A 26,559-nucleotide genomic window follows, 5' to 3' on the forward strand; every position below is an offset into this window, starting at 1 on the left:
TCCCGGTGATTTTCCGGGGAGTCTGAAACGGAGCGGAATCCCCCTCACGCCCGGTTCCCTTCACCGGCGACAGGCGACGGGCGACTGGCCCCCCCCTTGCCCCAGGTCTGCCACAGCCGCAGCAGGGACTTCACGACCCCAATGGCGACCAGGCCCAGCAGCAGCCCTACCCCCAGCCCGATAAAGCAGCGGGCCGCGCTGATGAGGAGCGGCGTGTGGAAGTGCGAGAAGGTGTTCAGGATGCTCGCCTGCCCCACCACCCCGCCCAGGATGAGCAGCGGGCTGAAGTAGCCCGGCAGCGCCCCGCTCAGGCCCACGAGGGCGAGGGGATGCCCGGCGAGTTCCTTGAAGCGGGGCCGCACAATGGTGTCTTGCAAGCCCTGGCGCAGTTGGGCCTCGGCGTCGCTCACGCCAACCGCGCTGACGTTGCCCCGGCGCAGAAACACCAGCGCGAAGACGGCCAGCCCCAGCCCCATCACGGCGAGGTCGCCCAGGCGGATGGGCCGGGCATACAGCTCCCGCGCCGTCTTCCGCAAGTCCTGCCGGGGCAGGAAGCTCAGGGCCACGAGCACCAGCGGCACCAGCAGGGTCAGGCCCACCCCCCGGAAGGGTTCGAGGCCCAGCACGCTCTCGCGGCTCGCTCCCAGCGCCGAGACGAACAGCACCCCGACGAGCGAGAGGCCCGTCGCCAAGAACCAGTCGGTGACTCGCGAGCGCCGCAGCACCAGCCCCAGGGCCGGGAAGGTCACGGCGGCGAGGAGCGCCCCGCCCGCAAAGGGCTGAAAGCCGTCCAGGCTGTTGAGGGCAAAAGCCAGCCCGGTCACCCCCGCCATCACCAGCAGCCCCAGCCGGGGCAGCGGAAAACTCAGCGCGAGCAGCAGCGCGGCGGCGAGCGGCCCCAGCAGGCTGAGCGCCCGCAAGGTAGGGTTGGGGTCATAGGGGCGCACCTGCGGGGCACCCACCGTGAGGCCAGAGCGCCGCAGCAGCTCGGTGGTGCGGCTCAGCAGGGCTTCGGTTTCATTCACCGTCGGGTAGGGCCGCAGGTACAGCAGGCGATGGCCGCGCTCGCGGGCGGCGAGGTTGTATTTGCTGGCGACCTCCTCCGGCGCGAGGCGGTTTTGCCACGATGGGTTCATCGCAAAGGTCCGCACCGCCCCCCGGTCCGCAATCAGCGTGTCCAGACCGCGCTGGGTCGTGCCCTCAATCAGGGCGGGCAGGCGCTCTCCCATCGCCCGGTCGATGCGCTCCAGCCGCTCCGGAGTCCGCGCCCCGATGACCTCATCCCCGGTAAAGGCGATAAAGGGCACGTCGGGCCAGTCCCCGCCGGGATTTTTCACCGCCACATCGTCGTAGGGGCGGTAGACGGTCACCAGGCCCTGCCGCTTCAGGTCCGCAATGAGCGAAGTGTTCGGCCCGGCGGGCAGAAAGGAGGGGTCGGTCGGCCACTCCAGCCAGGTCTGCCCCGCCACGCGGACCGTCCGGGTGGGGATGGTGTAGCGGCCCGGCAGGTCGTCCAGGGCACCGGGCCGCAGCGCCCGCATATAGACCCACTGGGGGTTCACGCCCGCGCCGGGATTCTCGGCGGCGAGGTCCGCACCCCGCTTGACGTACAGGTCGCCGCGCTGCTCGCGGTTGCCAATCACGTCCTCGTAGACGGCAACCCCGTTGACCCCCAGCGCCTTGTAGCGGTCGAGCAGCGCCTGCGGGGTTAGGCCCACCCGCTGCGCCTGCACCGCGAGGGCCGGATAATCCATCACCAGCGCGACCGTCTTTTCATTCTGCTCGTAGGTCGCCCGGTCCCAGGCGAGCAGCAGCGCCGGAATGAGGGCCAGCAAGATGGCCCCCAGCAGCGGAAGGGTCAGGCGAGAGCGGCTTGCGGGTGGGAGCGGCGCGGCGGGGGCCAGCGTCCCACCCGGTGCAGAGGGCGGTGTGAGGCCAGGGCGGACGGGAGGCGGCGGGGTCGGGGCGGGGTCGGTCACGGGGTCATCCTAGGGGGCGCGGGTGAGGGTTGGGGCGGGCAGGGAGGGGGCCGGGGTCAGGGGAACAGCGTGCGGCCAGGTCCGGGGCGGGTCATCCGCCGAAAGGGGGAAGGGCGCGTGGGCCGAAGCTGCTGCCCTCCACAAGCCACACGCCCCCTACCCTCACACCGCCCCGCGAATCCGCGCCGCGAGCATGTCGAGCGCGGGTTCATTCATGCCGCCGTGGGGAATGATGACGTCGGCGTATCTCTTGGTGGGTTCCACAAACGAGAGGTGCATGGGCCGCACGAACTCCAGGTACTGCTGAATGACGCTCTCGGCGCTGCGGCCCCGCTCCTGGGTGTCGCGCAGCAGCCGGCGAATAAAGCGCACGTCGGGGTCGGCATCCACAAAGACCTTGAGGTGCATCTGCTCCCGCACCTCCTCGTCGTACAGGGCGAAAAAGCCCTCCAGCACCACCACGGGCGCGGGCAGCACCGGGGTGGTCCGGGCCGAGCGGGTGTGGCGGACAAAGTCGTACTCCGGCATCTCGATGGGCACCCCGGCCAGCAGCGCCCCCAGATGCTCGCGCAGCAGCGTCCAGTCAAAGGCCGCCGGGTGGTCGTAGTTGGTGGTCAGCCGGGCCTCAAAGGGGATGTCGTCCTGCGCCCGGTAGTAGTTGTCCTGGTTCAGCACGGCCACGCTGCCCGCCCCCACCGTCTCGATCACCCGCCGAGTCACGGTGGTCTTGCCGCTGCCAGAGCCGCCCGCCACGCCGATGACGAAGGGAGAGGTCATGGGTGCCTCCGGTACGGGGAGGGGGAAGTGGGAAGTGGGCAGTGGGCAGTGGGGAGAAGAAGGGCCGTTCCACTGACCACTGCCCACGGACCACTGACTACTGACACCGATTGCCCCCCCATCACGCGCTCCTCCCGTACGTTCCCGCTCCGGCCCCCAGGCTGCCGATGAGGTCGATGCGGCGCTCGGCCATGCGCCGGGCGATGATGTGGGGCGGCTTGCCGTACTGCTCGGCGGCGGCGGTGATGCGCGAGACGGTCGCGTACACCCGCTCGGCAGCCTGCTCCGGCGTGAGGTTGGTGGCGGCGGCAATCAGGCCCGCCGCGTTGATGGCAAAGTCGGGCATGTACACGATTCCGGCCTCCCGCACGGCTCCCTCGCCCCGGCGGGAGAGGGGATGATGCTCGCCCCCCGCAATAAGGCGGCACTGCAAGCGGGGCACGTCCGCGCTGCGAATGGAGTGTCCGTAGCCGCAGGGCGCGAGAATGTCGCAGGGCACGTCGAACAGCTCCTGGGTGCAGACCACGCTGACCCCGTCGAGGTCCTCGGCGAGGGCCTGTGCCCGTTCGGGCCGGGTGTCGGCCACGGTGAGGCGAGCGCCCTCGCGGTGCAGGTGTTCCGCGAGGGCGCGGCCCACCGCCCCCACCCCCAGGAGGGCTACCCGCACCCCGCGCATGCTCTCGGAGCCGAGGGCGTAGCGGGCGGCGGCCTTCATGCCCCGGTAGACGCCGTAGCCCGTCACGCTGCTGGTGTCGGTATTCACGCCCAGGGTGGCAGGGGTCTCCTGCGCGACAAAGGCGATGTCGGTGGGCGTCACGCCGATGTCCTCTGTCAGAACCACCCGCGACTCCAGCGGGCGCACCTGCCGCCCCAACGCCCGGAAGAGGGCTTCTCTGGCGTGCGGGTCGTCCACCCCCCCTTCGGGCAGCAGCAGGACGCACGCGCCGCCGCCGTAGTTCAGCCCCGCCAGCGCTGCTTTGAGGGTCAGGCTCTCGGAGAGGGCCAGCGCCCCGCGCAGGGCTTCGCCCTCTTCCAGGGGCCGCAGCCGCACCCCGGCGATGGCTGGACCCAGTACCGTCGAATGCACCGCGAGCGCCGCCTTAAGGCCGCTGGGCGCGTGGTGCAGCAGCGTCAGCGCCTCGTGGCCTCGCGCCTGCATCTCTTCGAATATCTGCATGTCAGACTCCTGGCCGCGACGGGCGCGGCAACCCCCGTAGGGTAGCAAGGCGCGGTGCCGGAGCGAACGGGGCCAGCTCCCCTTGCCCCCCGCATGCCCCCTCTCTGAAAGAAGCCTGTCAGGGGACGGGTGCCACCTTAGGGCCTATGCAAGGCAGTGTGTTGGTGCCCGGCCCCCGCGGCACCCGAAGGGGGACATGAATGGAACGGATTGCTCCGCTCGCCAAGATTCTGGCGGAAGCGAACGGCATCGACTGGCAGCATCTCAGCGGCAGCGGAGAAGGCGGCATGATTGTCGAGCAGGACATCCTGAACTACCTCACCCGCGTCATGAGCGGCGAGGAAGACCCGCCCGCCACCCCCGTGGACGCGCCCCCGCCAGAGTGGACGGGCACCGAGCTGCCCCCCGGCGGCGGCCTGCTGGCCCCCGGCATGCCCAGCATGGACATGCTCAGCAGCGCGGGCGTGGATTCGGACCTCGCCGCCCTGGTGGGGCAATCGGCAGCCCCGGCGGCCCCCGCAGCAAGCCAGCCCGCGGCGGACCTGGCTGACGAAGCGCTGGAGTTCGAGCTGGAAGACGAGCCGCTGCCCCCGCCCCCGGTGTCCATTGTGCCGCCCCCCGCGCCCGTTCAGGCGGCGAGCGGGGCCGCGCCGGAGCCTGTGCTCCCCCCGCCGCCGCCCCCCGCACCCGCTCCGGCAGTCCTCGGCGAAGCTGCCGCCCCAGAGCCGGCCACGTCCGCTCCAGCAGCGGCGGCAGCGGGCGGTGTGATGGGCGGCCTCGGCGGCCTGCTCTCGCGCCTCTATCAGAAGCCTGGCCAGGACGCAGCGGCTCCGGCGGCCCCCGCCCCGCAGGTTCCCACGCCTGCTCCTGCGCCCGCCCCCCAACCCGCACCAGCACCGATTCCGGAGGTGGCCGCCGCCACCGCAGAAGCACCCCAGCCCGCAGTCACAGCACCCGAAGTCCCTGCGCCGGAAGCTCCTGTGCCTGCAGTGACCGCCCCGGAGGTCACCGCGCCCGCAGAGGTCGCTCCCGCCGTGGCTGCCCCCAGCCCCGCCGTGGCCGCACCCGTCCGCGAGGCAGTCTGGTTTGGTCCCTATCTGCGCCGGGACGGGAGCATGGCCCCCGCCCTGGAGCTGTGCCGCCAGCTCTCCGGGGCGCTGGGGCAGGACGTGCCGCTCGCCCTCCTCGTGGCCCGCGCCGCGCTGCGCCACGCCGAGCTGCTGGAACTGGGGACGGTCGGCCTCTACCGAACAGGCGGCGAACAGGCCCGCCCCGTGCAGCCCGGCGGCCTGCGCGAGGCCCTCGCCGCCCTAGACGGCGAGTTGGCTGCAACCCCTGACCTCCTCGTCACCGATGCTGGGGCGCTCGACCTCGACGAGCTGCACCTGCCGCACGCCCTCACCCTCAGCGTGGGGCGCGTGGAGGGGGGCCGCGCGGCCCTCACCCTCAATGGCCCGGTGGACCCCACGCAGGGTGCCCGCTTCCTGACTGCCGTGGCGGGAACGCTGGAAGAGCCGATTATCCTGGTGATTTAAGCAGCGGTGCGCCGTCAGCTGGCAGCATGGGGCTGACGGCTCCCGCCCCCGGCGGGCTACACTGGGGCACGGTGCCGCGCGCCGTGCTTTTTTTTGGCGAGGGTTGTTGGCCAGGGCCGGAGAAAAGCAAGTCTGTGTGCGCGGCTGGAGGCTGAGCAATGCCGGGAATCGCCATCATCGGGGCGCAGTGGGGAGACGAGGGCAAGGGCAAAATCACCGACTTTCTGGCACCGGAAGCCCGCTACGTGGTGCGCTATCAGGGCGGGGCGAACGCGGGGCACACCGTCACCGCGAAGGGCCAGACCTTCAAGCTCAATCTGCTGCCCAGCGGGGTGCTGCATGAGGGCGTGGTCAGCGTGCTGGGCGACGGGATGGTCATCGACCCCGAAAAGTTCCTTGCCGAGCGCCAGAGCCTGCTCGCGGGGGGCCTCTCGCCGGAGCTGCGCATCAGCGACCGCGCCCACCTCGTGCTGCCGCACCACAAGTACGTGGATGGCCGCAAGGACTTTGTGGGCACGACCGGGCGCGGCATTGGCCCCGCCTACGCGGACCGGGCGCGGCGGGTGGGGCTACGCTTCGGGGACCTTGCCGACGAGGGGGTCTTGCGCGAGCGCGTGGGGCGGCTGCTGGAGGCCAAGCCCAACTCCACCCGTGACGCGGGCTGGGCCACCGTAGAGGATGCGCTGGGGTACCTGCTGCCCATTCGGGATGCCCTGCTGCCCTTCGTCCACGACACGGGCGCGGAGCTGCGCCGGGCCATCCGGGACGGCGAGAACGTGCTGTTCGAGGGAGCACAGGCCACCCTGCTCGACCTGAACTACGGCACCTATCCCTTTGTCACGAGCAGCCACCCCACCGTGGGCGGCATTCTGGTGGGGGCGGGCGTGAACCACCGGGCGATTGGGCAGGTGTACGGGGTCGCCAAGGCCTTTAACACCCGCGTGGGCCACGGCCCCTTTCCCACCGAGGTTTTTGGGGAGATGGAGTTGCGGCTGCGCGGCGACGGCTCGCAGCCCTGGGACGAGTTCGGCACCACGACGGGCCGCGCCCGCCGGGTGGGCTGGCTCGACCTCGCCCTGCTGCGCTACGCCGCTGAGGTCAACGGGCTGGACGGCCTGGTCATCAACAAGATGGATATCCTCGCGGGGCTGGAGACGGTCAAGGTCTGCGTCGCCCACGGCACGGAGGGGCAACCCCTCTACCGCGAACTGCCCGGCTGGGCCACCACTGAGGGGGCCACGAGCCGGGAGACCCTGCCCCGCGAGGCGCAGGCCTACCTCGACCTGATTGAGGAAACGGTGGGCGTGCCCGTGGTGATTTTCTCGTGTGGCCCCGCTCGCGAGCAGACTTACGGGGCCGTGAGCTGGGGCTAGGCCCGGCGGACAGGCTACAGTCCCTCTTCCTTTCCGCTCCTACACTCCGGGCACTGCTGCGGGCTGGCTCGGTATCTGCCGGGCCAACAATCGGACGCAGCTCCCAAGGACCAAAGGAGAAGGATCTTGACGATTTCACCCACGATCAGTGCCGCCGACGAGCGGCTGGAAGTGCCGGGCCTGCGTGACCTCACCGCTGGCTGGCTCGCGGCCATCGGCGAAGACCCGGAGCGCGAGGGCCTGCAAAAGACCCCGCAGCGGGTGGCCAAAGCCTGGGCCTTTCTCACCGCTGGCTATGGCCGCACCCTCGCGGACGCCGCCGGGGACGCCGTCTTTGCCGCCGAGGGCAGCGAGATGGTGATCGTCAAAGACATCGAGTTTTATTCGATGTGCGAGCATCACATGCTGCCCTTTTATGGGCGGGCGCACGTCGCCTATATCCCCGACCGCCAGATTCTGGGCCTGAGCAAGTTTGCCCGCATCGTCGACCTCTATGCCCGGCGGTTGCAGGTCCAAGAGCGCCTCACCACCCAGATTGCGGACGCCCTTGAAGAACTGCTCGCCCCCCGTGGGGTGGCGGTGTTGCTGGAAGGCGTGCACCTGTGTATGGCGATGCGCGGGGTCCAAAAGCAAAACTCGTCCACCACCACGAGCGCCATGCGCGGCCTCTTCAAAGAGGATGCCCGCACCCGCGCCGAGTTTATGAGCGCGGTGCAGACCACCCTGCGCGGGCGCTGAGGGAGGGCACCCCCCCCCCCAGTCGGGGGGCAGTCCAAAAAGAGGAAAAAGTCACGTTCTGGTGCAGAAAACCTGGCATTTCGGTGCAGGGTGGGACACAATGGTCCCCATGGGGCGGCGGGAGATGAGCTTCTGTCGCCCCCTCCGCCTTTGACTCGGCTGGTGCTCCACCGGCGGATGGCCCCTCTGTCATGACATCCCTGCTGCTCAATCTCTGTTTGCTGATTGCCTGCGCCTTTGCGGTCAGCCTCACCTACCGGGAGTGGCCGGTCAAGCGCCGGGGCAGCGAACATGTGGCGCGGCTGGTGCTGACGGCGGGGGCCACCCTCCTGCTCGCGATGGTGAGCATGGAAGCTGGAAACTTCCGGCTGGACCTGCGGTACGTGCCCATTGCGCTTGTCACCCTCTCCAACGGCCCGTGGGTGGGAGCGCTGGTGGCCGCGCCCGCGCTCGTCTGGCGGCTGGCGGGCACGAGCGACCCTACGGTGTGGGCGGTGGTGTGGCTGCACCTCCTCAGCGTGCTGCTCCTCAGCAGCCTGCTCCGGCCCTGGGCGCAGCGGCTCATGGACCTGCGCGCGCGTGACCTGTGGCTCGCCCCGCTGCCCTTCCTGGGAGTGGGCTGGGGGCTGCTGCTGTCGCCCGAAGGCCGCGAACTGTTCTGGGGGTCTTATCCGCTGCGGGTGCTGCTGAGCAGCGCCGGGCTGATAGCCACGCTCTTTATCTTGCAGTCGCGGCTGCGGCTGCTGCGGCTGGCCTTCATCCTGCGGACCCAGGCTCACACGGACGCCCTGACCGGGCTGCCCAACCGCCGCCGCTTTGACCGTGACCTCGCGGCGCTGGAGCCGGGCGGTCACCTCGCCCTGCTGGACCTCGACCACTTCAAGGCCATCAACGACCGCTACGGCCACAGCACCGGAGACCGCGTGCTGCGGCAGGTTGGGCGGCAGTTGGCCGGGCCGGAGGAGGGCGGGGTGCGGGCCTACCGGGTGGGCGGCGAGGAGTTCGCCCTGCTTGCCGGGGCAGCAGAGGGAGGGGCGCTGCGGGCCTGGCTAGAGAGCGTGCGCGGGGCGCTGCGGCAAGGCGAGTTGCCCTGCGGTCCGCTGACCCTCTCGGCGGGCTGGGCGACCCGCCTGCCCGGTGAAACGCCCGACGCGCTGCTGCGCCGCGCCGACGAGGCCCTCTACCTCGCCAAGACGAACGGGCGCGACCAGCTCGTGGTTTGGACCCCGCGCCCGGCCCAAGACCCTCCGGCGACAGGTCACCCGCCCGCTGCCGAGCCGCCTCAGCCGCGGCATTCGGTGTGGCAGGGGCTACGAACCACGGTGGCCCTGCTCGCCGGACGCCGCACCCTGAGCGACGCCGACTGGGCCGAGGTGCTGCACCACGCCGTCAATGCCGTGGACGGCGCGGGGTGCGGCACCCTGGACATCCGCCGGGGCCGGGGCTTTCGGGTGGTCGCCGCGCACGGCTACGGCCCCGGCTTGGTGGGCCTGACCCTCAGCGAGGCCTCGCAACAGCGCTGGTACGGCGAGGGCGCGGTCGCCGCGTGGCGGGCCGGAGCGCCGCGGGTGGTGCGGGGCGAGGCCCTCGCACGGGCCTTTGCCGAGTCAGACGCGGCGCTGGATTCACCGGAAGCCCGGCTGCTGAGCGAGGTGGGCCGCCGCCAGGAGGTGCGGGCCAACCTTTGCTTTCCAGTGGTGCTGGAGGGCGAGGTCGTCGCGCACCTCAACCTCGACGCCCTGGCACCGAGCGAGGACTTCGGGCCGCAGGCGGTGGCCGACGCAGGCCTCTTTGCCCAGCAGATTGCGGCGCTGCTGCACCTGCAAGAGCGCTGGCACGAGCTGACCCGGCTGGTCGAGCTGCACACCTCGCTCAGCGTGTCGCCGGAGGGGGCACACCTCGAAGACCTGCTCACCGCCGGGGCGCAGGAGCTGCTGCGGTCCAGGTGCGCCCTGCTGCTGCGGCACGACCCGGTGACCGATACCCTGCGCTCGACCGGGCCAGAGCGCCACGACCCGCCGCTGGGTCCGGTCGTGCTGGGCCGCGGTGAGGGCCTGGCCTGGGCCGCGCTGGAAGCCAAGCAGGTGCTGTGCGTGGACGACGTCACCGCTGACCCCCGCGTGTACCGCCGCGACCAACTGGGCCGGGGCGCGATGATGGCGGTGCCGCTGCTCGACGGCCATGACGAGCCGCTCGGTGCTCTCATCCTCACCCGCGAGCCAGAGCGCCCCTTTGGAGCTGCCGACCGTCACCTCGCCCTGCTCTTGGGAAGCCTCGCTGCCCGGTTGCTGGAGCGTGACGCCCACCTCGCTGACCTGCGAACCACCCTGGATGCCGCGTTGGAGACACTGGGGGTCGCGGTCGAGCTGCGCGACTTCGAGACCCAAGGCCACACCGAGCGGGTGACCCACCTCGCCCTGACCTTCGGGCGGGCGCTGGGACTTCCCGAAGGCCGCTTGCTGGGGCTGCGGCAAGGGGCTTCGCTGCACGACATCGGCAAGCTGGGGGTACCCGACGCGGTGCTGCTCAAGCCCGGCGCACTCACCCCCGAAGAGCGCCTGCTCATCGAAACCCACGCCCCCCGCGGGGCCGAACTCGCCGCCCGCATCCCCTTCTTGCATCCCGAAGCCCACGGGGTCATTCGCTCGCACCACGAGCGCTGGGACGGGACGGGCTACCCCGACGGGCTGCGCGGCGAGGCCATTCCCCTCCTCGCCCGCATCTTTGCCCTGTGCGACGTGTACGACGCCCTCACGAGCGACCGTCCCTACCGCGCCGCCTTGCCCCCCGCAGAGGCCCTCGCCATCCTGGAAGCCGGGCGCGGCACCCAGTTTGACCCGGACCTGGTCGTCCGCTTCGTGGCCCTGCAGCGGAGCGGGCGGTTCGGGCCGCCCTGGACGGCCCCCCTGCCCACGGCCTTTCTCCCAGAGCGGTCCGCGTCGGGAGAGGACTGACCCGGAACGCGTGGATTAGCCCCCGCTCTCTGCCCCTTCCCCTGGCCCCCCGGTCAGGCGCAGCGCCGCCGCGTGCAGCATCCGCACGCCCGTGACCAGGCTCTCCTCGTCAATCGTGAAGCGGGGATGGTGGTGTGGCCAGCGGCTGTCCGCCTCGTCGCTGCCCGAACCGACGTTGAAGTACGCGCCGGGAGCTTTCTCCAGGTAGGCGCTGAAGTCTTCTCCGCCCATGGTGGGCTGGGCGTCTTGGTAATGCTTCGGCCCCACCGTCTCCAGCGCGATGTCCCGCAGTTGGGCGGCCACCCAGTCCGTGTTGATGAGGGGCCGGTACCCCCGCTCGTAGCGGAAGTCGTACTCCGCCCCGTGGGCCGCCGTCACGCCCCGCACCACCCGCTCAATCAGCTCCGGTGCCCGCTCCCGCAGCGCGGGGTCAAAGGTGCGCACCGTGCCCATCATCGTCGCGGTGTCGGGAATGACGTTGTGGGTGGTGCCGCTGTGGAAAGAGGTGATGGAGACGACGAGCGCATCGAGCGCGGCCACCTGGCGGCTCACGACATGCTGCAGATTGGTCACAACCTGCGCCCCCACCGCGATGGGGTCCACCGTCTGTTCGGGGTGCGCCCCGTGGCCGCCCTTGCCCTTCACCGTGATGTGCACGGTGTCGGGCGCGGCCATAAACGCCCCCGGCTTGACCACGACCAGCCCCGCCGGAAGCTGGGAGTTCAGGTGCAGGCCCGTCACCACGTCCACCCCGTCCATCAGGTCCGTTTCCATGACGAGTTCCTCGGCGCCGCCCGGCCCAATCTCCTCGGCGTGCTGGAAAATCATGCGGACCTCGCCGGGCACCTCTTCGGGGCGCTCGGACAGCAGGCGGGCCACCCCCAACAACATCGCCGTGTGGCCGTCGTGTCCGCAGGCGTGCATCACGCCGGGGCGGGTGGACTTAAACTCGAAGGTGTTCTCTTCTTCGATGGGAAGGGCATCGATGTCGGCCCGCAGCAAGAGCGTGCGCCCCGGCTTCTCGCCCCGGAGGACTGCCAGCACGCTGGTGGGGGTGGGGCGGGTCACGGTCAGGCCGGGCATCTTTCGCAGCTCGGCCTCGACGAAGTCGGCGGTGTCGTACTCGTGAAAGCCGACTTCGGGATGCATGTGCAGGTGCCGCCGCCACGCGATGAGCTGCTCGCGCAAGCTCGCCACTCGGTCCTGGGTGGTGGTCATGCCCCAGTGTAGGGCGCGGGAGGAAGGGTGAAGGCGGGTCAGAAGCGACCCTCAGCAACTTTCTTGCCCCCCCTGCCGTAATGGGAGGCATGAAAGCACGCCGCTCTTCCGGCAAACTCGGCAAACTGATGGTCTACGCGCCCCTGATTTTGCAGGTCATCTCGGCCCTGCGCCGCCAGCGAATGGCGAGCCGCAGCAAATACACCAAGCCCCGCAAACGCGACCGCGCCCTCGACTTCGCCCTCGCGCAGGCCGAGCGTAGGCTGGGCGGGAAGCGGACGCGGCGGCGCGGCGGGTTCTGAGCGGGGTTCCGGCTTCCGGCTGCGACGGGGGAGCGTCTCTCGCCCGCTCAGAAAGCGCCCTCGCCGGGCACCCGCACCGAGTCCACCTGCACCCCGTAGCGCAGCAGCACCGTCTTGAGGCGCTGCATCGCCGCGACCGCCCGCGTGCGCTCGCCCGGCGCGAAGACCAGCGTCAAGCGGGCGTCCTGGCCGGGGCGGGGTTCCCGCGCCTCCAGCGCCAGGGGCCGGGCAAAAGCAGGGTCCCGTGTCACGTCGCGCAGAATGCGGGCGAAGGTCAGCTCATCTACCCCAGCCAGCGTAAAGGCGATGCCCTGCACGGGGCCGTCTGGTGTGGGACCGGGGGTCGAGGCATCCGTCATGCCCGCCAGGGTAGTTCGCCCCCCCCACTCCGGCGGGGGGGGACGGCACAATGCCCCGGCCTCTTAGCATCTTGCCCCCCACTTCCCCCGCCTACAATGCCCGCATGACCTGGCCAGACGAGCCGACACCGACGCGCCTGAATGGGGCCGACCTGTATTTCGAGGTGACGGGGCCGGAAGACAGTGACCTGCCGCCCCTGGTCTTCTTGCACGGCGGCCCCGGCTACAACAGCTACTCCTTCCAGGCCCTCTTTGGCGAGCGGTTGGAGGGACGGCGGCGGGTGGTGTACCTCGACCAGCGCGGCTCTGGGCGCAGCGGGCCGCTGGAGGACACTGAGCAGGGGGCCGAGACCCTCGACCTCGATACCCTCGTCGCGGACGTGGAAGCGCTGCGCGAGCACCTGGGCTTCGAGAGGCTCGTGCCGCTGGGCCACGGCTTCGGGGCGCTGCCCGCCCTGGAGTACGCCCGGCGGCACCCGGAGCGCACCGAACGCGTGGTCGTGGTTAATCCCTGGGTGCACTTTCCCGAACTCGCCCTGACCCTGCTCGCGGAGGCTGCCGCTCGCCGGGGCCAGCCCCTGGAGGACCCCGCCGAGGCTGTGCGGGCGCGGACTCCGGAAGGCGAATATCCGCCCGTGGGCGCGGCCCGCATCGAGGCGGCTTTCTCGCTTCTCAATGCCCGCGACCTGCTCAACGCGCTGCACTTCCGCGACGCCCCCAGCCGGATGCGGCTGGAGTTCATTGACGCCGAGGGGCAGCTCGCTGGGGGCGGGGAGGTGCAGCAGGCCCTCGTCAACCAGGGCCTGTGGGAGTTCGAGTACCCGCCCTTCTTGACGGACCTGCGCCGCCCGGTCTTCGTGATTGCGGGGCTGCACGACTGCACCAGCTACCCCCAGCAGGTCGAGTGGCTGGCCGACCTTGCCGGAGCGGACGTAACCGTGCTCGATGCCGGGCATTACCCCTGGCTGGACGACGAGGACGCCTTTGCCGAGGCGCTGGAGGAGGCGCTGACCCGCTGACGGACTCCCCTTCCCGCCTCTTCGCCCCAAACCCGCTAGACTGGCACCATCCTTATGAAAGCTGCCATCCTCGCTGCTGGGCGTGGTCGCCGCCTGCTGCCCCTGAGTGCGGGGCGGCCCAAGCCGGCGCTGCCCATTGCGGGGGTGTCCCTGCTGGCGCGGGGGGTGCGGGCGCTGCGGGCGGCGGGCGTCAGCGACATCGCCGTCGTCACCAGCCCTGCCTACGAAGCCGAGCTGCGTGAGGCGGCCCGCGGCGAAGGCCCCCTGACCTTCCTGCACCAGCATGAGGCCCGTGGCACCGGGCACGCGGCGCTCGTGGCCCGCGAGTTTTTCGGGGGCGAGGCGGGCGTGGTGTACCTGGGCGACAACCTCTTTGCCGACCCGCTCGCGCCGCTGCTCTCGGCGCTCGACGGGGCCGACGCGGTGCTGGCTGTCAAACAGGTCCCCGACCCCCGCGCCTATGGGGTGGCGACGGTGCGGGAAGGCTGGCTCACCGGGCTGCACGAGAAGCCCGCCGAGCCGCCCAGCGACCTCGCCGCCTGCGGGGTGTTCGCCTTTCAGCCCCACGTGCTCGGCGAGGTGGCCCGCCTTCCGGCCAGCGAGCGCGGCGAAATCGAGTTCCCGCAGGCGCTCGCGCGGGTGGCGGCGGGGGGCGGGCGGGTGCGGGTGGTCCCCCTGGGGGGCTACTGGGCCGACGCGGGCACCCCCGGCGACCTGCTCGCGGCAGGAGCGCACCTCCTCGCAGGCCTCACGGCGCGGGTGGCGGGCGAGGTGGAGGGCAGCACCCTGACGGGCGCGGTCGTGGTGGAGGCGGGGGCGGAGGTTCACGGGTCGCACCTCACCGGGCCGCTGTGGATTGGCCCCGGCGCAAGCGTGCGCGGCTGCGTGCTGGGGCCAAACGTGAGCGTGGGGCCGGGGGCCACCCTGGAGGGGGCCACCGTGCGCGACTCGCTCATTGACGAGGGGGCACGGGTCTTGCACCCTTCACGGCCCCTCGCGCACGCGGTGATTGGCCGCCGGGCCACCGTGACCGCGCCCACCGGCGAAGGCGTGCAGCTCGCGCTGGGCGACCACAGCGTGCTGCGGATGTAGGGTGCCCGCCGCGTCGTACCCTGGGGCATGACCCGCCCTCCAGACGACCCGTTCGGTGCCGCGTCCCCGGCCCCCCAGGGGGAAGTCCTCATCAGCGGGGTGGACACTGGCCCCGCTGAGGACGAACGTGGGAACCTCACCCCCACCGAGGACCACGCCCGCTTTCAGCCCCCGGAAGAACGCGAGCCGGAGGACGAGGACGGCTAAGCCGCCCCAGCGCCAGGCCGGCGGCAGCCCCCCGCGTAGCGCAACGGCCTATGTCCCTGTAAGCTGGACGGGTGCTCTCTTTGCAGAAAGCGGCCAGCATCCTGGGGGCCTTTAGCGCCGAGCAGCCCGAATGGGGGGTGCGGGCGCTCGCGGCGCACCTCGGCGTGCCGCGGGCAACGGCCCACGCTTACCTGGCCGGGCTGACCGGGGCCGGGTTTTTGCGCCGCACCCCGGCGGGGCGCTACCGCCTCTCGTGGCATATCGCGGAGATGGGGGCGCACCTCACCTCGGCGCTGCCCTGGTTTGCGGACGCCCGTGCGCTGATTACCCGATTGGCGCTGGAGGTGCGCTCGGTGGCTTTCCTGTGCCTGCTGGAGGGCGAGGAAGTCGTGTGCGCCATCCGGGAGCGCCATCCCGACGCCGACATCGACCTGCCGCTCGACATCTACCTCCCGGCGACGGCCACCGCGAGCGGCAAGATTCTGTACGCCTACGGCGACTTGCAACCTCGTGAGTTTGCCGCCTGCACCCAAAGCAGCATCACCACCCCCGACGAGTGGCGCACCGAGCTGGGGCGGGTGCGGCGCCGGGGCTACGCCTACTCCATCGAGGAATGGATTCCGGGGCAATGCACCCTGGGCGTGCCCTACCACCACGGCGGGCAGGTCGTCGCCGCCATCGGCGTGCAGATGAGTGCTCGGCGCTACCTGCGCGAAGAGAGGGCCATCCGCGAGCGCGTGCTGGGCATCGTGCGCGAGGCCGAGGGGCTGGGCTAACCGCGCAGGGCCATCAGTTGAACCTCCCACGACTGAAGTCGCGGGATTCCCGCTTCAGCGAACGTTGCCAGCCGGAGCTGGGCTTACACATTCTCGACGGGCGTTTTGGGTGTCCGAAATCCCTGCGGCCACCAGTCCTTCACGCCGGATGTTCAGCGCGGCGTTCTCGTCTCGGTCATGGGTTTCCCCGCAGTTCGGGCAAGTCCATTCGCGGACGGCAAGATTCTTCACGGCGGGGTTCAGAGACCCGCAGTCGTGGCACATCTGGCTCGACGGGAAGTGGGGACTGATTTTGGACACCAGCCGCCCGTACCACGTCGCCTTGTACTCCAACTGCCGGATGAACTCGCCCCACCCCGCATCACTAATGCTGAGTGCCAGCCTGCGATTTTTCCGCATGTTATCGGGCTTGAGGTGTTCGGTGCAGGTGATTTCGTACTCACGCACCAGGGCGGTGGTGAGCTTGTGGATGAAGTCCTGACGCTTGTTGGCAACGCGCTTGTGAATCCGAGCCAGCTTGGTTTTCGCTTTCCCGTAACGAGCGCTGCCCTTCTTGCGGCGGGACAGGGTTTTCTGAGCCTTGCGAAGCTTCTTCAGGCCATTGCGGTAGTATTTCGGATTCGCATGGTGGGTGAACTCCCCCTCGCCATCGGTCACGATGGCAAAGTCCTTGATGCCGACATCCACTCCCGCCGCGAATCTGGGAGCCGCAGGCAGATAGGGAATCTCGACTTCGCAGAGAACGGACGCTTCGTAGTGGCCTTCATGGACGCGACGCACCGTGACGTTCAGGATTTTGCCTTGCATGTCCCGTTGCCCCCTGGTCTTGACCCAGCCCAGCTTGGGGAGCTTGATGCACCCCTTGCCAATCTCGATGTTGTTGTTGGTGAACTGGGTGCGATACGCCTCACCCGTGCGCTTCTTCTTGAACTTCGGGAAGCCCACCTTCTTGCCAGATTTCTTGACGGTGCGGAAGAAGTTCTGGTACGCCCTTTCGAGGTCGCGCAGGGACTGCTGAAGCGCGAACTTGTCCACCTCGGCCAGCCACGCCGTCCCCTCTTCCCGCTTCAGCAGCGTCAGCGCCCTGTCGGTCGCGGCGTAGGTCATGCCCTTGCCGTCCTGACGGTAGGTTTCGATGCGGCGGGCCAGGAAGTGGTTGTAGACGAACCGGGCACATCCCAGCGTGCGGTTGATTCGCTCGGCCTGAGCCTTGTTCGGGTAGAGGCGGATGACGAACGCCTTATTCCGCTTGGGGGCCGTGGTAGATTCCATCTCGCAACACCCTCCTACAGGTGCTTGCCACGCTCCCAGCGGTTCCAGCCGCGTGGGGGCATTGCTCGTTTAGCTTATCACAGAACGGCAGGCTTCGGCTTCGCCGCCCTACGGGCGGGAGGGGCTAACCCATGACTGAAGTCACGGGCTTGCGCCCCTCAATCGTCAAAGAAATACACGGTGGGGTCGGGCCGCTGCGGGGTGCCGAGGTCGATTTCTTGCCAGCTCAGGCCATGCTCGTCCAGCAGGGCCTTGCTGCGCGCCAGGTCGTGAGGCTGCACCTGCCAGGCGTAGTGCAGGTGCGAAGCCCCCCGCGCCCGCAGCGGCGCGAGCCGGGGGTCATTCGCCTGCCGGGTCTGCGGTTGCCAGAGGGTCAGGGTCTGAGCGTCATTGACCCGAAAGCGGGCCACGCCCCGGCCCTCGTCATGTTCCAGCAGGCTGAGGCCGAGCACCTGGGTATAGAAGCGCACCCCACGCGGCAGATGGTTGACCTCCAGCGTGACGCCCGCGAGGTCGAGGATGGGCGAAGGCATGGCAGCAGCGTACGGCGGCGATGCCGGGGAGTTTGCTAGGCTGACTTCATCCACCTTCTGGATTCTCCCAACGCGGCGTTCCGCCTAGAGGCCCGGCCATGCCCCAACCCGCTCCCCTGACCCCCACCCAGCGCCGGACCCTGCGGGCGCTGACCGACACCTACGTCCCTGCGCTGCGGCGGCCCCCGGACCCGCGCTTCCCGCACCTCCAGCGCTTTTACGCCACCCCCGGCAGCGCGACCGGAGCGCCAGAGCGGGCCGCCGACCTGATGGCCGGATTGCCGCCCGCCGAGCGCCGAGAGGCCGAGCGCCTGCTGGACGCGCTGGCCCGCATGGGGGTACGCCCAGAGACGCCGCTCGCGCTGCGGGAGGCCCTGCTGCGCGGGGTGGCCCGCCTCAGTCCGCCCGCCGCGCAGGGCCTAGAACAGCTGCGCCGCTTGCTGCTCATGCTGAGTTATGCCCTTCCCGGCGAGGATGGCCGTCCCAACCCCTTCTGGGCGCAGTTCGGGTATCCGGGGCCGACCTTTGCGGGGGGGAGCACCAAGCCTCCCTTGCCGACCCTCACCCCGCGGGAGGGCGAGACGCTGGAAGCCGACGTGGTGGTCGTGGGGTCCGGGGCGGGGGGCGGGGTGATGGCGGGCGAGCTGGCCGGGGCGGGGCTGCGGGTCGTCGTGCTGGAGGCGGGGCGGCAGCACGACGACACCGACCTGGGCCGCTCGGAGCTGTGGGCCTACCAGCACCTCTACTGGCGCGGGGGCTTTACGCCGAGCGCCGACGGCCACGTCTCCTTGATTGCCGGGCGCACCCTGGGCGGCGGCACCAGCGTCAACTGGATGAACTGCGTCCGCACGCCCCCCCACGTGCGGCGCGAGTGGGTGCAGGCCGGACTGGAGGGAGTGGACGGCCCGGAGTTTGACGCCGACACCGACGCCGTGCTGAGCCGCATCGGGGCGACCGACCAGGCCAGCGAACTCAACGGCACCCACAAGCGGATGCTCGAAGGGGCGCTGCGGCTGGGCTACCGCTGGCGGCGGGCCTGGCGCAATGTGGACCTCGCTCGGCATGACCCCCAGCACGCCGGACACATCGGCTTCGGGGACCCGACGGGGGCCAAGCAGAGCACCCTCACGACCTACCTCCGGGATGCGGCGGCGCGGGGTGCCCGCCTCCTGGAGGGGGCGACCGCCGAGCGCATCCTGACCGAAGGCGGGCGCGCCGCGGGGGTCGCGGTGACCGTGCAGACGGAGGGCGGCCCCCGGCGAGTCACCGTGCGGGCGCCGCAGGTCGTGGTGGCAGGAGGAGCGTTGGAGACGCCCGCCCTGCTGCGGCGCTCTGGGCTGGGGGGACCTGCCGCCGGGAAGTTCTTGCACCTGCATCCCTGCGGGGCGCTGACGGGCCTCTTTCCCCATGACCAACGGAACTGGTGGGGGCCGACCCAAGCCGCCATTGTGGACGAGTTCGCAGAGCGCGAACAGGGGTTCGGGTACCTCATCGAGACGAGCCAATACACGACCGGGCTGTTTGCCGCCGCCGCCGCCTGGGCGGGGGGCGCGGCCCACAAGACCCTGATGGCCGACCACGCCCGCAGCGTCACCCTGATTCACCTCGCCCGCGACCGCGGCAGCGGCGAGGTCACGCTGGACGAAGGGGGCCAGCCCCAGGTGACCTACGCCCCGACCGACCCCCTCGACATCGAGAACTTCTGGCACGGCCAGGGCACTGTTGCCCGGCTGCTCGCGGCGGCGGGGGCCGAGCGCCTCTATGCCCTGGCACCGGGGGCGCGGCCTTGGACGCGGGGCGAGGACCTGGAGGAGTGGCTCGCTGGTCTGCGCCGCTTTCCCATCGGGCGCGGCGGGCACCCGCTCTTTAGTGCCCACCAGATGGGCAGCGCCCGCATGGGCCGCGACCCCCGCACGAGCGTGGCCGACCCCCGCGGCGAGCTGCACGGCACCCCTGGCGTCTGGATTGGGGACGCCAGCGCCTTTCCCAGCGCCTGCGGGGTCAACCCCATGGTCAGCGTGATGGCACTGGCCCGCCGCACCGCCCGCTTTGTCGCGGCAGCGGCGGGGCAGAAGAACAGCGCCCCAGCATCCCCCTAGACAAGTTGTCTTAAGCTGCGGGCATGGCTTCCTCTCCCGTTCCTGACCGCGACGCGCCCGAACGGGCCAGGCTGGACTTCACGCGCCGCCTGAGCTACGGCGACTACCTGCACCTCGACGCGCTGCTCGGAGCGCACCAGCCCGTCACGGACGCGCACGACGAGCACCTCTTTATCACGGTGCACCACGTCTCGGAGCTGTGGCTGTCGCTGGTCGTGCGCGAGCTGCGCGCGGCGATGGAGCAGCTCGCCGCGGGCATCACGGACGCGCCCCTCAAGGGCCTCACGCGGGTGGTGCGGGCGCAGGAGCAGCTCACGGCAGCCTGGGAGGTCCTCAAAACGATGACTCCGGCGGACTACCTGCAGTTCCGCTGGGCGTTTGGGGAGGCGTCGGGCTTTCAGTCGGCGGGCTACCGAATGGTCGAGGTGCTGCTGGGCAACCGCAACCCCACCTTCCTCAAGCCTCACGCCCACCGCCCCGACCTCTACGGCCCTCTGGACGCCGCGCTGCATGCCCCCAGCGTGTATGACCTGACCCTGCGCCTCCTGGCCCGGCGGGGCCTGCCCATCCCTGCGGAGGTGCTGGAGCGCGACCTCACCCGCCCGCATGAGGCGCACGCCGGGGTGCTGGAAGCGTGGCTCACCGTCTACCGCGACCCCGAACGGTACTGGGACCTCTATGAACTGGCCGAGAAACTGCTTGATGTGGAGGATAACTTCCGGGCCTGGCGCTTTAACCACCTCACCACCGTCGAGCGCACCATCGGCCTCAAGCGCGGCAGCGGGGGCACCAGCGGGGCGGGGTACCTGCGCCGGGCGCTGGAGGTCGTGCTGTTTCCGGAGCTGTGGGAGGTGCGGACGCATTTGTAGCGGCCAGCTTCCAGCCGCCAGCAAAGTGCCCCCGCTGGGTGGGGCGGGGGCAGAACGAGGGGAGGGGAGGTCAACCGACCGAGGCGGGTTCGGGGGCTGCCTTCTGGCCGGAGAGCTTGCGGTGGGTGGCGAGGGCCTGGGCGACCACCTGGTCCATGTTGTAGTAGCGGTAGGTGGCGAGGCGGCCCACAAAGGTCACGTCGGGGCGCTCGGCGGCCAGCGCCGCGTACTTCTTGTACAGCTCCTGATTTTCGGGGCGCGGCACCGGGTAGTAGGGATCGCCCTCGGCGCGGGGGTACTCGTAGACAACCGAGGTGTGCTTGTGCTCCTGCCCGGTGATGTGCTTGAACTCGCTGATGCGGGTGTAGCCGTAGTCGTTGGGGTAGTTCACGGTGCCGGTGGGCTGGAACCACTCGCGGGCGTGCGTCTCGTGCACGAACTCCAGGCTGCGGTAGGGCAGCTTGCCGTAGCAGTAATCAAAGAAGGCGTCGACTGGCCCAGTGTAAATCATGTGCCCAAAGGGGATGAAGTCCTGAATCTCGCGGTAGTCGGTGTTCAGCATCACCTTGATGTTGGGATGGGCCAGCATGTTCTCGAACATCCGAGTGTAGCCGTGCAGGGGCATCGCCTGGTAGGTGTCCGAGAAGTAGCGGTCGTCGCGGTTGGTGCGGGTGGGCACGCGGGCCGTCACCGACGCGTCAAGTTCACTGGGGTCAAGGCCCCACTGTTTGCGGGTATAGCCCCGGAAGAACTTGTTGTAGAGGTCGCGCCCCACCTTGCTGACAACCACGTCTTCGGAGGTGCGGACCTGCTCGACTTTCTCCGCGACCGACGCGAAGAACTCCTCAACCTGAAAGGAGGTCAGGTTCAGGCCGTAGAGGCGATTGACGGTGTCGAGGTTGATCGGGATGGGCAAAAGCTGACCGTCCACGCTGGCGAGCACCCGGTGCTCGTAGGGCCGCCACGCCGTAAAGCGCGAGAGGTAGTCAAAGACTTCCTTGGAGTTGGTGTGGAAGATATGCGGGCCGTAGGGATGAATCAGGATGCCCGCGTCGTCGTAGCGGTCGTAGGCGTTGCCGCCGATGTGCGGGCGGCGGTCCACGATGAGGACGCGCTTGCCGTCCGAGGCGAGGCGCTCAGCGAGCACGCTGCCCGCAAAGCCCGCGCCCACGATGAGGTAATCGAAGCCGGGCGAGCACTGGGGCATCCGCTCAGTCATCGGCCACTCCCGCCAGGGTGTTCGCGCCCTGCTTCTCTGCCGCCGCCCGCTCGATGAGGGCGCTCATATCGCGCCAAGTGCGGTCCCAGGAAAGGTGCGCCAGGTGCGCGTCGGCGCGGGCACGGCGCTCTTCTCCTGCCGGGGTGTGTCGCTCGGCGAGGGCCGCGGCGCAAGCTGCTTCAAAGGCATCCACGCCGTCCGCGATGCGTACCAGGTCTTTTTCGCCGTAGGGCCGCACCACGTCGCGAATGGGGGTCGACACGACGGGCACCCCCGCCGCGAGGTACTCCGGCGTCTTCGTGGGGCTGATGAACTCGGTCGCCTCGTTGAGCGCAAAGGGCAACAGCGCGACGTCCCAGTGGGCGAGGTAGGTGGGCAGCTCGCCGTAGCTCTTCATGCCGAGGTAATGCAGGTTCTCGCCGCGGGGCAGCTCGGCGGGGTCGATTTTGACGACTGGCCCCAGCAGCACGAATTGCCACTCCGGGCGGCGTCGGGCGAGTTCTCCGATGAGCTGGATGTCAAAGCGCTCGTCAATCACTCCGTAAAAGCCCAATCGGGGCCGGGGCAGCCCCGCTTGGTCGGGGGCGTCGGCCAGGGCTTGGCGGGCGCGGGCAAAGTGATCGACCTCCACGCTGGAGGGAAAGGGATGCGCGCCCGCGTGCCGCTCGCGTTTGGCCTCGTACAAGCGGTAACCGCCAGTAAAGACGAGGTCAGCCCGTTCAAAGAGCTGCTCCTCGCGCTCGCGCAGCTCTGGCGGCGCTCCCTTAAACTGGGCGAGTTCGTCCATGCAGTCGTAGACGGTGACCCGTGGGGTCATCCCCTCCGTAATCGGCAGCTCGTAGGGCGTGTAGACCCACAGGTCGTATTCGGTCAACCCTTCTTCGCGCACCAGCTCGCGCAGCAGCCGGGCCGTCCGCGCCTGCGACTCGGCGGGCGAGTGGCCCTCTTCGATGTGGGGCCGCAGCACAGTCACGCCGCACGGCTCCTCGCGCCGCTGAAGGTGGTCGGCGTGGGGGCCAAAGAACGGCTCCTCGATGTAATACACCCGCCGCGAACGGGCCGCCCGCGTCATCAGGTGCTGGGGCCGCTGAAACACAAAATCCCAGCGCAGATGGGCCACGACCAAGAGGGCGGGTGCAGAGAGACGACCAGGCAACGGAGTCGCAGATAGATTCATGAAAAGCCCTCCCAGAAAATGTCAGAATGCCGAGCAGCCATCAAAAGAAATGGCCGCGTACCCAACACAACGGACACAACAGCCCGTGAAAACCCCAGCAATCACTCCTGCTGCCCTGGTGCTGGCGGGGGAACGTCCAGCAACTGCCTCGCAGCAGATGGCTGGACGCCCGCGGCTTCCGTTTACCAGCACGCAAAGCCTGCGTGTGGAGACAGGGCATTTTATGGCTCCTGGAGCGCAGGCCGCCAGAACCGCCTCGCCAAAAAGCTTCATCGAGCTGTGAAAAATCCCACCAAGAATCTTCAGGTGCTTCTCAGGCTGGGAAGAACCCCCCCCCGCTGGGTGTGACGCAAGAAAGGTGTGGGGAGAGGGTACGCTCGTGAACAGATGAGCCGTCCGGACCGCCGCCGATTTGCGCCGCCCGCTCGCCCAGCGGCGGCGCAGGGTCCCGTGGCCGAGCCGCTGCGCCGCCGCCTCTACCTCGCCGCGCTGAGCGCGGGGTCCGCCGTGCTCGTGTTGGTCTGGTTGCTGACCTGGCAACGCGGTCCCTACGACCCCTACGTCCTGTACGTGCATCCGCTGCTGCTGCTGATGTGCGTGTGGGCCGCCGCGTGGCTGTGGCAGGGACGCTCTTTGGTCGTGGCCGAGCGGGTGGTGTTCATCTGCAACGTGCTCGCGGTTGGTGCCCAGATGGGGCTGGCCCTCATCGCGCCGGAGGCGGACGCGCTGGGGCTGGCGAGCGCGGCCTACTGGATGCTCGTCGCACTGTCCATCCTGAGTTACCTGTTGCTGAGTGCGCGCGGGGCGTTGTGGGTGTCGCTGGCGCTGTATGCGCTGTGCGTGGTGCTGCCCTGGGCAGGGCTGGCCCTGCGCGGGCGCGGCCCCGGCGACCTCCCCGAACTCGTGCGGGTCCAGCTCACCTGCGGGGCGATTTTGGTGCTCCTTTACGGACTGGCATGGTACCGCGAGCGCTTCTTGCTGGAGCGCGGCGAGCGCCTCACCCTGGAAGCCTTGGCCAACACCGACGCCCTCACCGGGCTGCCCAACCGCCGCGCCCTGTACGGGGCGGTCGAGGGGGTGCTGAGGGACGCGGCGCAAGACCACCCCGCCTGCCTGATTCTGCTCGACCTCGACCACTTCAAGGGCATCAACGACCGGTACGGCCACAACGCCGGAGACGCCGTCCTCATCCAGGCGGCCCAGCGGCTGCGGGGCCACTTGCGCAGCACGGACACCGTGGGACGTTGGGGCGGCGAAGAATACCTGATTGTGTTGCCGGGAGCCGACGCCGCCGGAGCCACACAGGTAGCCGAGCGCCTGCGCCGGGAGATAGGCAGCCTGCCCTTTGCGGAAGTCGGCCCAGTCACCGCCAGCTTGGGGGTCGCCGAAGCCCAGCCCGGCGACGACCTCGACCGCTGGGTCGCCCGCGCCGACGCCGCCCTCTACCGCGCCAAAGCGGGCGGGCGCAACCGCGTCTGCGTGGGAGGACCTCCCCCCGCCGGGGTGGTCGGGGCCTAGGGTGCACCCCAGTAAGCCATACGTTTCTAGAGTGATACGTTTCTAGAGTGAGCGGCTCATTCAGTTCACATTTGAGGTGACAGAGATGTGAGCGAGCTGAAGTTATAACGGGGCGGCAGGGGAGCAGGCCCCTTCATCTCCTCCGGACCGTTGCCGCAAGGAGTTGACCTGGTCCGCTACAAAACCACCCACCGACTGACGGGTTGAGGAAACTTGCTGCTCACTTGGAGAGGCACACGAGGCCTACCGGGCCTGCTCTGCCCGCCCCCAACCGCACGCAGAGGCGTGGGCCTCCCGCCTCCTCCCCCGTCCCGCCAGAGGTTCTCCCCGCATGCCGCTGCCCCCGACTGCCCCCCCGTTGCCGCCCCGCCCCTCTTGCCTCCGTCCGCTGCTTCCGCAAGGGGGGCGCGGTTGGTCCTCCCGCGCCGCCCACTTGGTCGCGAAGCGGGCGATGGGGTGGCCGCCCACCGCGCACGCGGGGCGGGTGGCTTGTCTCGCGGCGGCGGTCGCGCGCGCCCTGGGCCTCAGCCCCGCGCAGGTGCGAGAGGCGTACCTCGCCGGGCTGCTGCACGACAGCGGCAAGTTGCTGGTTGCCCGGCGCGTGCGGCACAAGGCTGGGCCGCTCGACCCGCAGGAGTGGCGGCAGATGCAGCGCCACCCGGTGTACAGCGCCCGGCTCTTGCGAGGGCTGCCGGGGCTGCCCCGCAGCGTGCGGCAGGCGGTGCGCCACCACCACGAGCGGCTCGACGGCAGCGGGTACCCCGGTGGCCTCGCCGGGGACGCGGTGCCGCTGCTCGCCCGTATTCTGGCCGCTTGCGACGTGTACGACGCCCTGAGTTCGCCGCGCTCCTATAAGGCCGCGTGGCCCGCCGAAGCCGTGTGGGCCGAACTGAGCGCCCAAGCCGAATGCCGCCTTGACTCTGGGGTGCTCGCCGCCCTGAAGCGCTGCGTGGCGGAAGAGGCCACCCCACCCCTCAGGGTTTGAAGCCCTGCACGCTCACGGTGAGCACGTAGCCGCCCCCTTCCTTTTCCCAGGGGCGGATGCCCAGGGTGCCCAACGCCTCACGCCCGTTGAGGTCCCGCAGGCTGTAGGTCACCACCCGTAGAGGACCGTCGGTGGTGTCGGTGCGGGCCTTCCACCCGGCGGCCTTGAGCTGCGCCGAGTAGAAGTTGAAGACTTCGCCCGCCGAACGGGTGGTTTGCACGTGCGCGGAGCTGATGGCCCCGTTGGGGGCGGTCGGCGTGTACCCGCTCTTCACGGTCGCGTTGGGGAAGGGGCGCAGTTGCGGCAGGCTGGACTGCGGGCGATAGGTGGGCGCTTTTTTCAGGTTGGCGATGGCCTGCGGGGGCACCACATTGACGCTGAGTTCGACCTCGGTGCGGCCCTCGCGCTCGGTGAGGACCGCGTTGAGGACGAAGTTGGTGCTCCCCTCGCGGTAGTAGCCCACGTTGCGGGGCGTCTGGTTGGTGACGAAGCCGATGGGCTGGCCGTACTGGGGCTGAGGCTTCCAGCCGCCCGCCTCCAGCGACTTTTGCAATGCGGCGCGGGTCTCGTCGGCAGGAAGGGCGCTCCCGGCCAGAATGCGCCAGTACACGTACTGCCCTCCCTGCTGGGCGGTGCGAATGCTGGCGAGCACCTCCAGCGGCGCCCCCAGCCGCAGCGGCAGCGTGTCCGGCACCGCACCGTAGGTGGTCTGGATGTCGGCGCTCGGCCCGCCCATGCTGCGCAGCAGGCGCTCGGCGAGCTGCGCGGCCTGGGCGGTGGTGGAAGAAGACTGGGTCGGAACCGTCTGGGCGAGCGCGGGCAAGAACGTGGCCCCCACGAGGAGAGCCGCCAGCAGCGTGGGCTTGGGCATGGCCCCAGCGTACCCACCCGGCCAGGCAGGTCAATCCGGCAAAAGGTGGAGCCGCCCTTAGGCTGCGGGGAGGGTAAAGAAGAAGGTGCTGCCCTCGCCGGGCGTGCTCTCGACCCACAGCCGCCCCCCGTGCCGCTCCACAATCTTTTTGCACACCGCCAGCCCTATCCCCGTCCCCTCGTACGCCTCCCGACCGTGCAGCCGCTGGAAAATCACAAAAATCCGCTCCCAGTACTGCCGCTCTATCCCAATGCCGTTGTCCCGCACCGCAAAGCGCCACATCCCCCCCTCCCGCTGTGCCCACACGTGCACCAACGGCTCTACCCCTTCCCGGCGGTACTTCAGGCCGTTCGTCAGCAGGTTCTGGAACAACTGGTCGAGCTGATACGGGTCCGCCAGCACGCGGGGCAACGCCCCGCGGGTGACCTGCGCCCCCGCCCCTTGCGCCGCCTGGAGGCGGCGGCGCACCGTGTCAAAGACCTCGCTCGCGTCCACCACTTCTGGCTCGCG

Annotated in this window: 24 protein-coding genes; 13 read left to right on the forward strand and 11 right to left on the reverse strand. The window is 69.9% G+C overall.

The annotated features are described in order from the left end of the window. Window positions 1–44 precede the first annotated feature (44 nt). The 3 genes from H565_RS0107090 to H565_RS0107100 form a co-directional block, all read right to left on the reverse strand. A complete protein-coding gene (locus tag H565_RS0107090) occupies window positions 45–1,979 on the reverse strand; it encodes a DUF5693 family protein (RefSeq protein WP_245576183.1) in 1,935 nt (644 codons plus the stop codon). A gap of 162 nt (window positions 1,980–2,141) precedes the next feature. Then, entirely contained in the window at window positions 2,142–2,756 is a 615-nt protein-coding gene (udk, locus tag H565_RS0107095; protein ID WP_027460433.1) for a uridine kinase, read from the reverse strand. A gap of 121 nt (window positions 2,757–2,877) precedes the next feature. Continuing rightward, window positions 2,878–3,933, reverse strand: a complete 1,056-nt coding sequence (locus H565_RS0107100) for a Glu/Leu/Phe/Val dehydrogenase family protein (protein ID WP_027460434.1) — start codon at window positions 3,931–3,933, stop codon at window positions 2,878–2,880. 200 nt (window positions 3,934–4,133) lie between these two features. Here H565_RS0107100 and H565_RS0107105 point away from each other — a divergent pair, with 200 nt between their 5' ends. The 4 genes from H565_RS0107105 (at window position 4,134) to H565_RS15720 (ending at window position 10,533) form a co-directional block, all read left to right on the forward strand. Further along, entirely contained in the window at window positions 4,134–5,468 is a 1,335-nt protein-coding gene (locus tag H565_RS0107105; protein ID WP_027460435.1) for an E3 binding domain-containing protein, read from the forward strand. A gap of 158 nt (window positions 5,469–5,626) precedes the next feature. Further along, window positions 5,627–6,841: an adenylosuccinate synthase gene (locus tag H565_RS0107110; RefSeq protein ID WP_027460436.1), complete on the forward strand. Its 1,215-nt coding sequence runs from the start codon at window positions 5,627–5,629 to the stop codon at window positions 6,839–6,841. A 126-nt stretch (window positions 6,842–6,967) separates the two neighbouring features. Further along, window positions 6,968–7,579 carry a GTP cyclohydrolase I FolE gene (gene folE, locus H565_RS0107115; RefSeq protein WP_027460437.1) on the forward strand — a complete coding sequence of 204 codons (612 nt, stop codon included), beginning with the start codon at window positions 6,968–6,970 and terminating at the stop codon, window positions 7,577–7,579. A gap of 191 nt (window positions 7,580–7,770) precedes the next feature. Next, window positions 7,771–10,533 (forward strand): HD domain-containing phosphohydrolase, encoded by a 2,763-nt coding sequence (locus H565_RS15720; protein ID WP_051363463.1) that lies wholly within the window; start codon window positions 7,771–7,773, stop codon window positions 10,531–10,533. 15 nt (window positions 10,534–10,548) lie between these two features. On the opposite strand, the gene H565_RS0107125 is transcribed toward H565_RS15720, so the two are convergent. Beyond that, window positions 10,549–11,751 carry a M20 family metallopeptidase gene (locus H565_RS0107125; RefSeq protein ID WP_027460438.1) on the reverse strand — a complete coding sequence of 401 codons (1,203 nt, stop codon included), beginning with the start codon at window positions 11,749–11,751 and terminating at the stop codon, window positions 10,549–10,551. Window positions 11,752–11,840: 89 nt separating this feature from the next. Between H565_RS0107125 and H565_RS0107130 the strand changes: the two genes are divergently transcribed. Beyond that, entirely contained in the window at window positions 11,841–12,053 is a 213-nt protein-coding gene (locus H565_RS0107130) for a hypothetical protein (RefSeq protein ID WP_027460439.1), read from the forward strand. 47 nt (window positions 12,054–12,100) lie between these two features. On the opposite strand, the gene H565_RS0107135 is transcribed toward H565_RS0107130, so the two are convergent. Next, entirely contained in the window at window positions 12,101–12,412 is a 312-nt protein-coding gene (locus tag H565_RS0107135; RefSeq protein ID WP_027460440.1) for a hypothetical protein, read from the reverse strand. Between the two features lie 104 nt (window positions 12,413–12,516). Between H565_RS0107135 and H565_RS0107140 the strand changes: the two genes are divergently transcribed. The 4 genes from H565_RS0107140 (at window position 12,517) to H565_RS0107155 (ending at window position 15,506) form a co-directional block, all read left to right on the forward strand. Next, the gene (locus tag H565_RS0107140) at window positions 12,517–13,431 is read left to right on the forward strand and encodes an alpha/beta fold hydrolase (RefSeq protein ID WP_027460441.1); all 915 of its coding nucleotides are present in this window, start codon (window positions 12,517–12,519) and stop codon (window positions 13,429–13,431) included. Between the two features lie 54 nt (window positions 13,432–13,485). Continuing rightward, window positions 13,486–14,523 (forward strand): sugar phosphate nucleotidyltransferase, encoded by a 1,038-nt coding sequence (locus H565_RS16970; RefSeq protein ID WP_027460442.1) that lies wholly within the window; start codon window positions 13,486–13,488, stop codon window positions 14,521–14,523. 27 nt (window positions 14,524–14,550) lie between these two features. Beyond that, complete coding sequence (locus H565_RS0107150) at window positions 14,551–14,730, forward strand: hypothetical protein (protein WP_027460443.1); 180 nt, start codon at window positions 14,551–14,553, stop codon at window positions 14,728–14,730. Window positions 14,731–14,801: 71 nt separating this feature from the next. Continuing rightward, on the forward strand, window positions 14,802–15,506 hold the full coding sequence (locus tag H565_RS0107155; RefSeq protein WP_027460444.1) for an IclR family transcriptional regulator: 705 nt from the start codon (window positions 14,802–14,804) through the stop codon (window positions 15,504–15,506). A 54-nt stretch (window positions 15,507–15,560) separates the two neighbouring features. Here the strand turns inward: H565_RS0107155 and tnpB are convergent, their stop codons facing one another. After that, entirely contained in the window at window positions 15,561–16,778 is a 1,218-nt protein-coding gene (gene tnpB / locus H565_RS0107160) for an IS200/IS605 family element RNA-guided endonuclease TnpB (protein ID WP_027460445.1), read from the reverse strand. Between the two features lie 158 nt (window positions 16,779–16,936). Continuing rightward, complete coding sequence (locus H565_RS14630; protein WP_245576184.1) at window positions 16,937–17,311, reverse strand: VOC family protein; 375 nt, start codon at window positions 17,309–17,311, stop codon at window positions 16,937–16,939. A gap of 98 nt (window positions 17,312–17,409) precedes the next feature. On the opposite strand from H565_RS14630, the gene H565_RS0107170 reads away from it, so the two are divergent. Next, window positions 17,410–19,410: a GMC family oxidoreductase gene (locus H565_RS0107170; protein ID WP_027460446.1), complete on the forward strand. Its 2,001-nt coding sequence runs from the start codon at window positions 17,410–17,412 to the stop codon at window positions 19,408–19,410. Between the two features lie 23 nt (window positions 19,411–19,433). Continuing rightward, the gene (gene kynA, locus H565_RS0107175) at window positions 19,434–20,279 is read left to right on the forward strand and encodes a tryptophan 2,3-dioxygenase (protein ID WP_027460447.1); all 846 of its coding nucleotides are present in this window, start codon (window positions 19,434–19,436) and stop codon (window positions 20,277–20,279) included. A gap of 70 nt (window positions 20,280–20,349) precedes the next feature. On the opposite strand, the gene glf is transcribed toward kynA, so the two are convergent. Then, entirely contained in the window at window positions 20,350–21,498 is a 1,149-nt protein-coding gene (glf, locus tag H565_RS0107180) for a UDP-galactopyranose mutase (RefSeq protein ID WP_027460448.1), read from the reverse strand. Further along, window positions 21,491–22,675: a glycosyltransferase family 1 protein gene (locus tag H565_RS0107185; protein WP_051363464.1), complete on the reverse strand. Its 1,185-nt coding sequence runs from the start codon at window positions 22,673–22,675 to the stop codon at window positions 21,491–21,493. Before H565_RS0107185 ends, glf begins: the two co-directional genes overlap by 8 nt. 387 nt (window positions 22,676–23,062) lie before the next feature. Here H565_RS0107185 and H565_RS14635 point away from each other — a divergent pair, with 387 nt between their 5' ends. Next, the gene (locus H565_RS14635) at window positions 23,063–24,193 is read left to right on the forward strand and encodes a GGDEF domain-containing protein (RefSeq protein WP_051363465.1); all 1,131 of its coding nucleotides are present in this window, start codon (window positions 23,063–23,065) and stop codon (window positions 24,191–24,193) included. Window positions 24,194–24,644: 451 nt separating this feature from the next. Further along, a complete protein-coding gene (locus H565_RS14640; protein WP_051363466.1) occupies window positions 24,645–25,178 on the forward strand; it encodes an HD-GYP domain-containing protein in 534 nt (177 codons plus the stop codon). Here H565_RS14640 and H565_RS0107200 read toward each other — a convergent pair. Beyond that, the gene (locus H565_RS0107200) at window positions 25,168–26,049 is read right to left on the reverse strand and encodes a hypothetical protein (RefSeq protein WP_027460450.1); all 882 of its coding nucleotides are present in this window, start codon (window positions 26,047–26,049) and stop codon (window positions 25,168–25,170) included. The two genes, H565_RS14640 and H565_RS0107200, sit on opposite strands and share 11 nt — an antisense overlap. A 57-nt stretch (window positions 26,050–26,106) precedes the next feature. Continuing rightward, a partial coding sequence (locus tag H565_RS0107205; RefSeq protein WP_027460451.1) for a sensor histidine kinase occupies window positions 26,107–26,559 on the reverse strand: 453 nt, incomplete at its 5' end.

This window comes from Deinococcus murrayi DSM 11303 (assembly GCF_000482805.1).
Classification (GTDB): domain Bacteria; phylum Deinococcota; class Deinococci; order Deinococcales; family Deinococcaceae; genus Deinococcus; species Deinococcus murrayi.

Coding starts and splice junctions, on each gene's coding strand:
- udk (WP_027460433.1), bottom strand. CDS start 2,756: ATGACCTCTCCCTTCGTCATCGGCGTGGCGGGCGGCTCTGGCAGCGGC.
- H565_RS0107100 (WP_027460434.1), bottom strand. CDS start 3,933: ATGCAGATATTCGAAGAGATGCAGGCGCGAGGCCACGAGGCGCTGACG.
- H565_RS0107105 (WP_027460435.1), top strand. CDS start 4,134: ATGGAACGGATTGCTCCGCTCGCCAAGATTCTGGCGGAAGCGAACGGC.
- H565_RS0107110 (WP_027460436.1), top strand. CDS start 5,627: ATGCCGGGAATCGCCATCATCGGGGCGCAGTGGGGAGACGAGGGCAAG.
- H565_RS15720 (WP_051363463.1), top strand. CDS start 7,771: ATGACATCCCTGCTGCTCAATCTCTGTTTGCTGATTGCCTGCGCCTTT.
- H565_RS0107125 (WP_027460438.1), bottom strand. CDS start 11,751: ATGACCACCACCCAGGACCGAGTGGCGAGCTTGCGCGAGCAGCTCATC.
- H565_RS0107130 (WP_027460439.1), top strand. CDS start 11,841: ATGAAAGCACGCCGCTCTTCCGGCAAACTCGGCAAACTGATGGTCTAC.
- H565_RS0107135 (WP_027460440.1), bottom strand. CDS start 12,412: ATGACGGATGCCTCGACCCCCGGTCCCACACCAGACGGCCCCGTGCAG.
- H565_RS0107140 (WP_027460441.1), top strand. CDS start 12,517: ATGACCTGGCCAGACGAGCCGACACCGACGCGCCTGAATGGGGCCGAC.
- H565_RS16970 (WP_027460442.1), top strand. CDS start 13,486: ATGAAAGCTGCCATCCTCGCTGCTGGGCGTGGTCGCCGCCTGCTGCCC.
- H565_RS0107150 (WP_027460443.1), top strand. CDS start 14,551: ATGACCCGCCCTCCAGACGACCCGTTCGGTGCCGCGTCCCCGGCCCCC.
- tnpB (WP_027460445.1), bottom strand. CDS start 16,778: ATGGAATCTACCACGGCCCCCAAGCGGAATAAGGCGTTCGTCATCCGC.
- H565_RS14630 (WP_245576184.1), bottom strand. CDS start 17,311: ATGCCTTCGCCCATCCTCGACCTCGCGGGCGTCACGCTGGAGGTCAAC.
- H565_RS0107170 (WP_027460446.1), top strand. CDS start 17,410: ATGCCCCAACCCGCTCCCCTGACCCCCACCCAGCGCCGGACCCTGCGG.
- kynA (WP_027460447.1), top strand. CDS start 19,434: ATGGCTTCCTCTCCCGTTCCTGACCGCGACGCGCCCGAACGGGCCAGG.
- glf (WP_027460448.1), bottom strand. CDS start 21,498: ATGACTGAGCGGATGCCCCAGTGCTCGCCCGGCTTCGATTACCTCATC.
- H565_RS0107185 (WP_051363464.1), bottom strand. CDS start 22,675: ATGAATCTATCTGCGACTCCGTTGCCTGGTCGTCTCTCTGCACCCGCC.
- H565_RS14635 (WP_051363465.1), top strand. CDS start 23,063: ATGAGCCGTCCGGACCGCCGCCGATTTGCGCCGCCCGCTCGCCCAGCG.
- H565_RS14640 (WP_051363466.1), top strand. CDS start 24,645: ATGGGGTGGCCGCCCACCGCGCACGCGGGGCGGGTGGCTTGTCTCGCG.
- H565_RS0107200 (WP_027460450.1), bottom strand. CDS start 26,049: ATGCCCAAGCCCACGCTGCTGGCGGCTCTCCTCGTGGGGGCCACGTTC.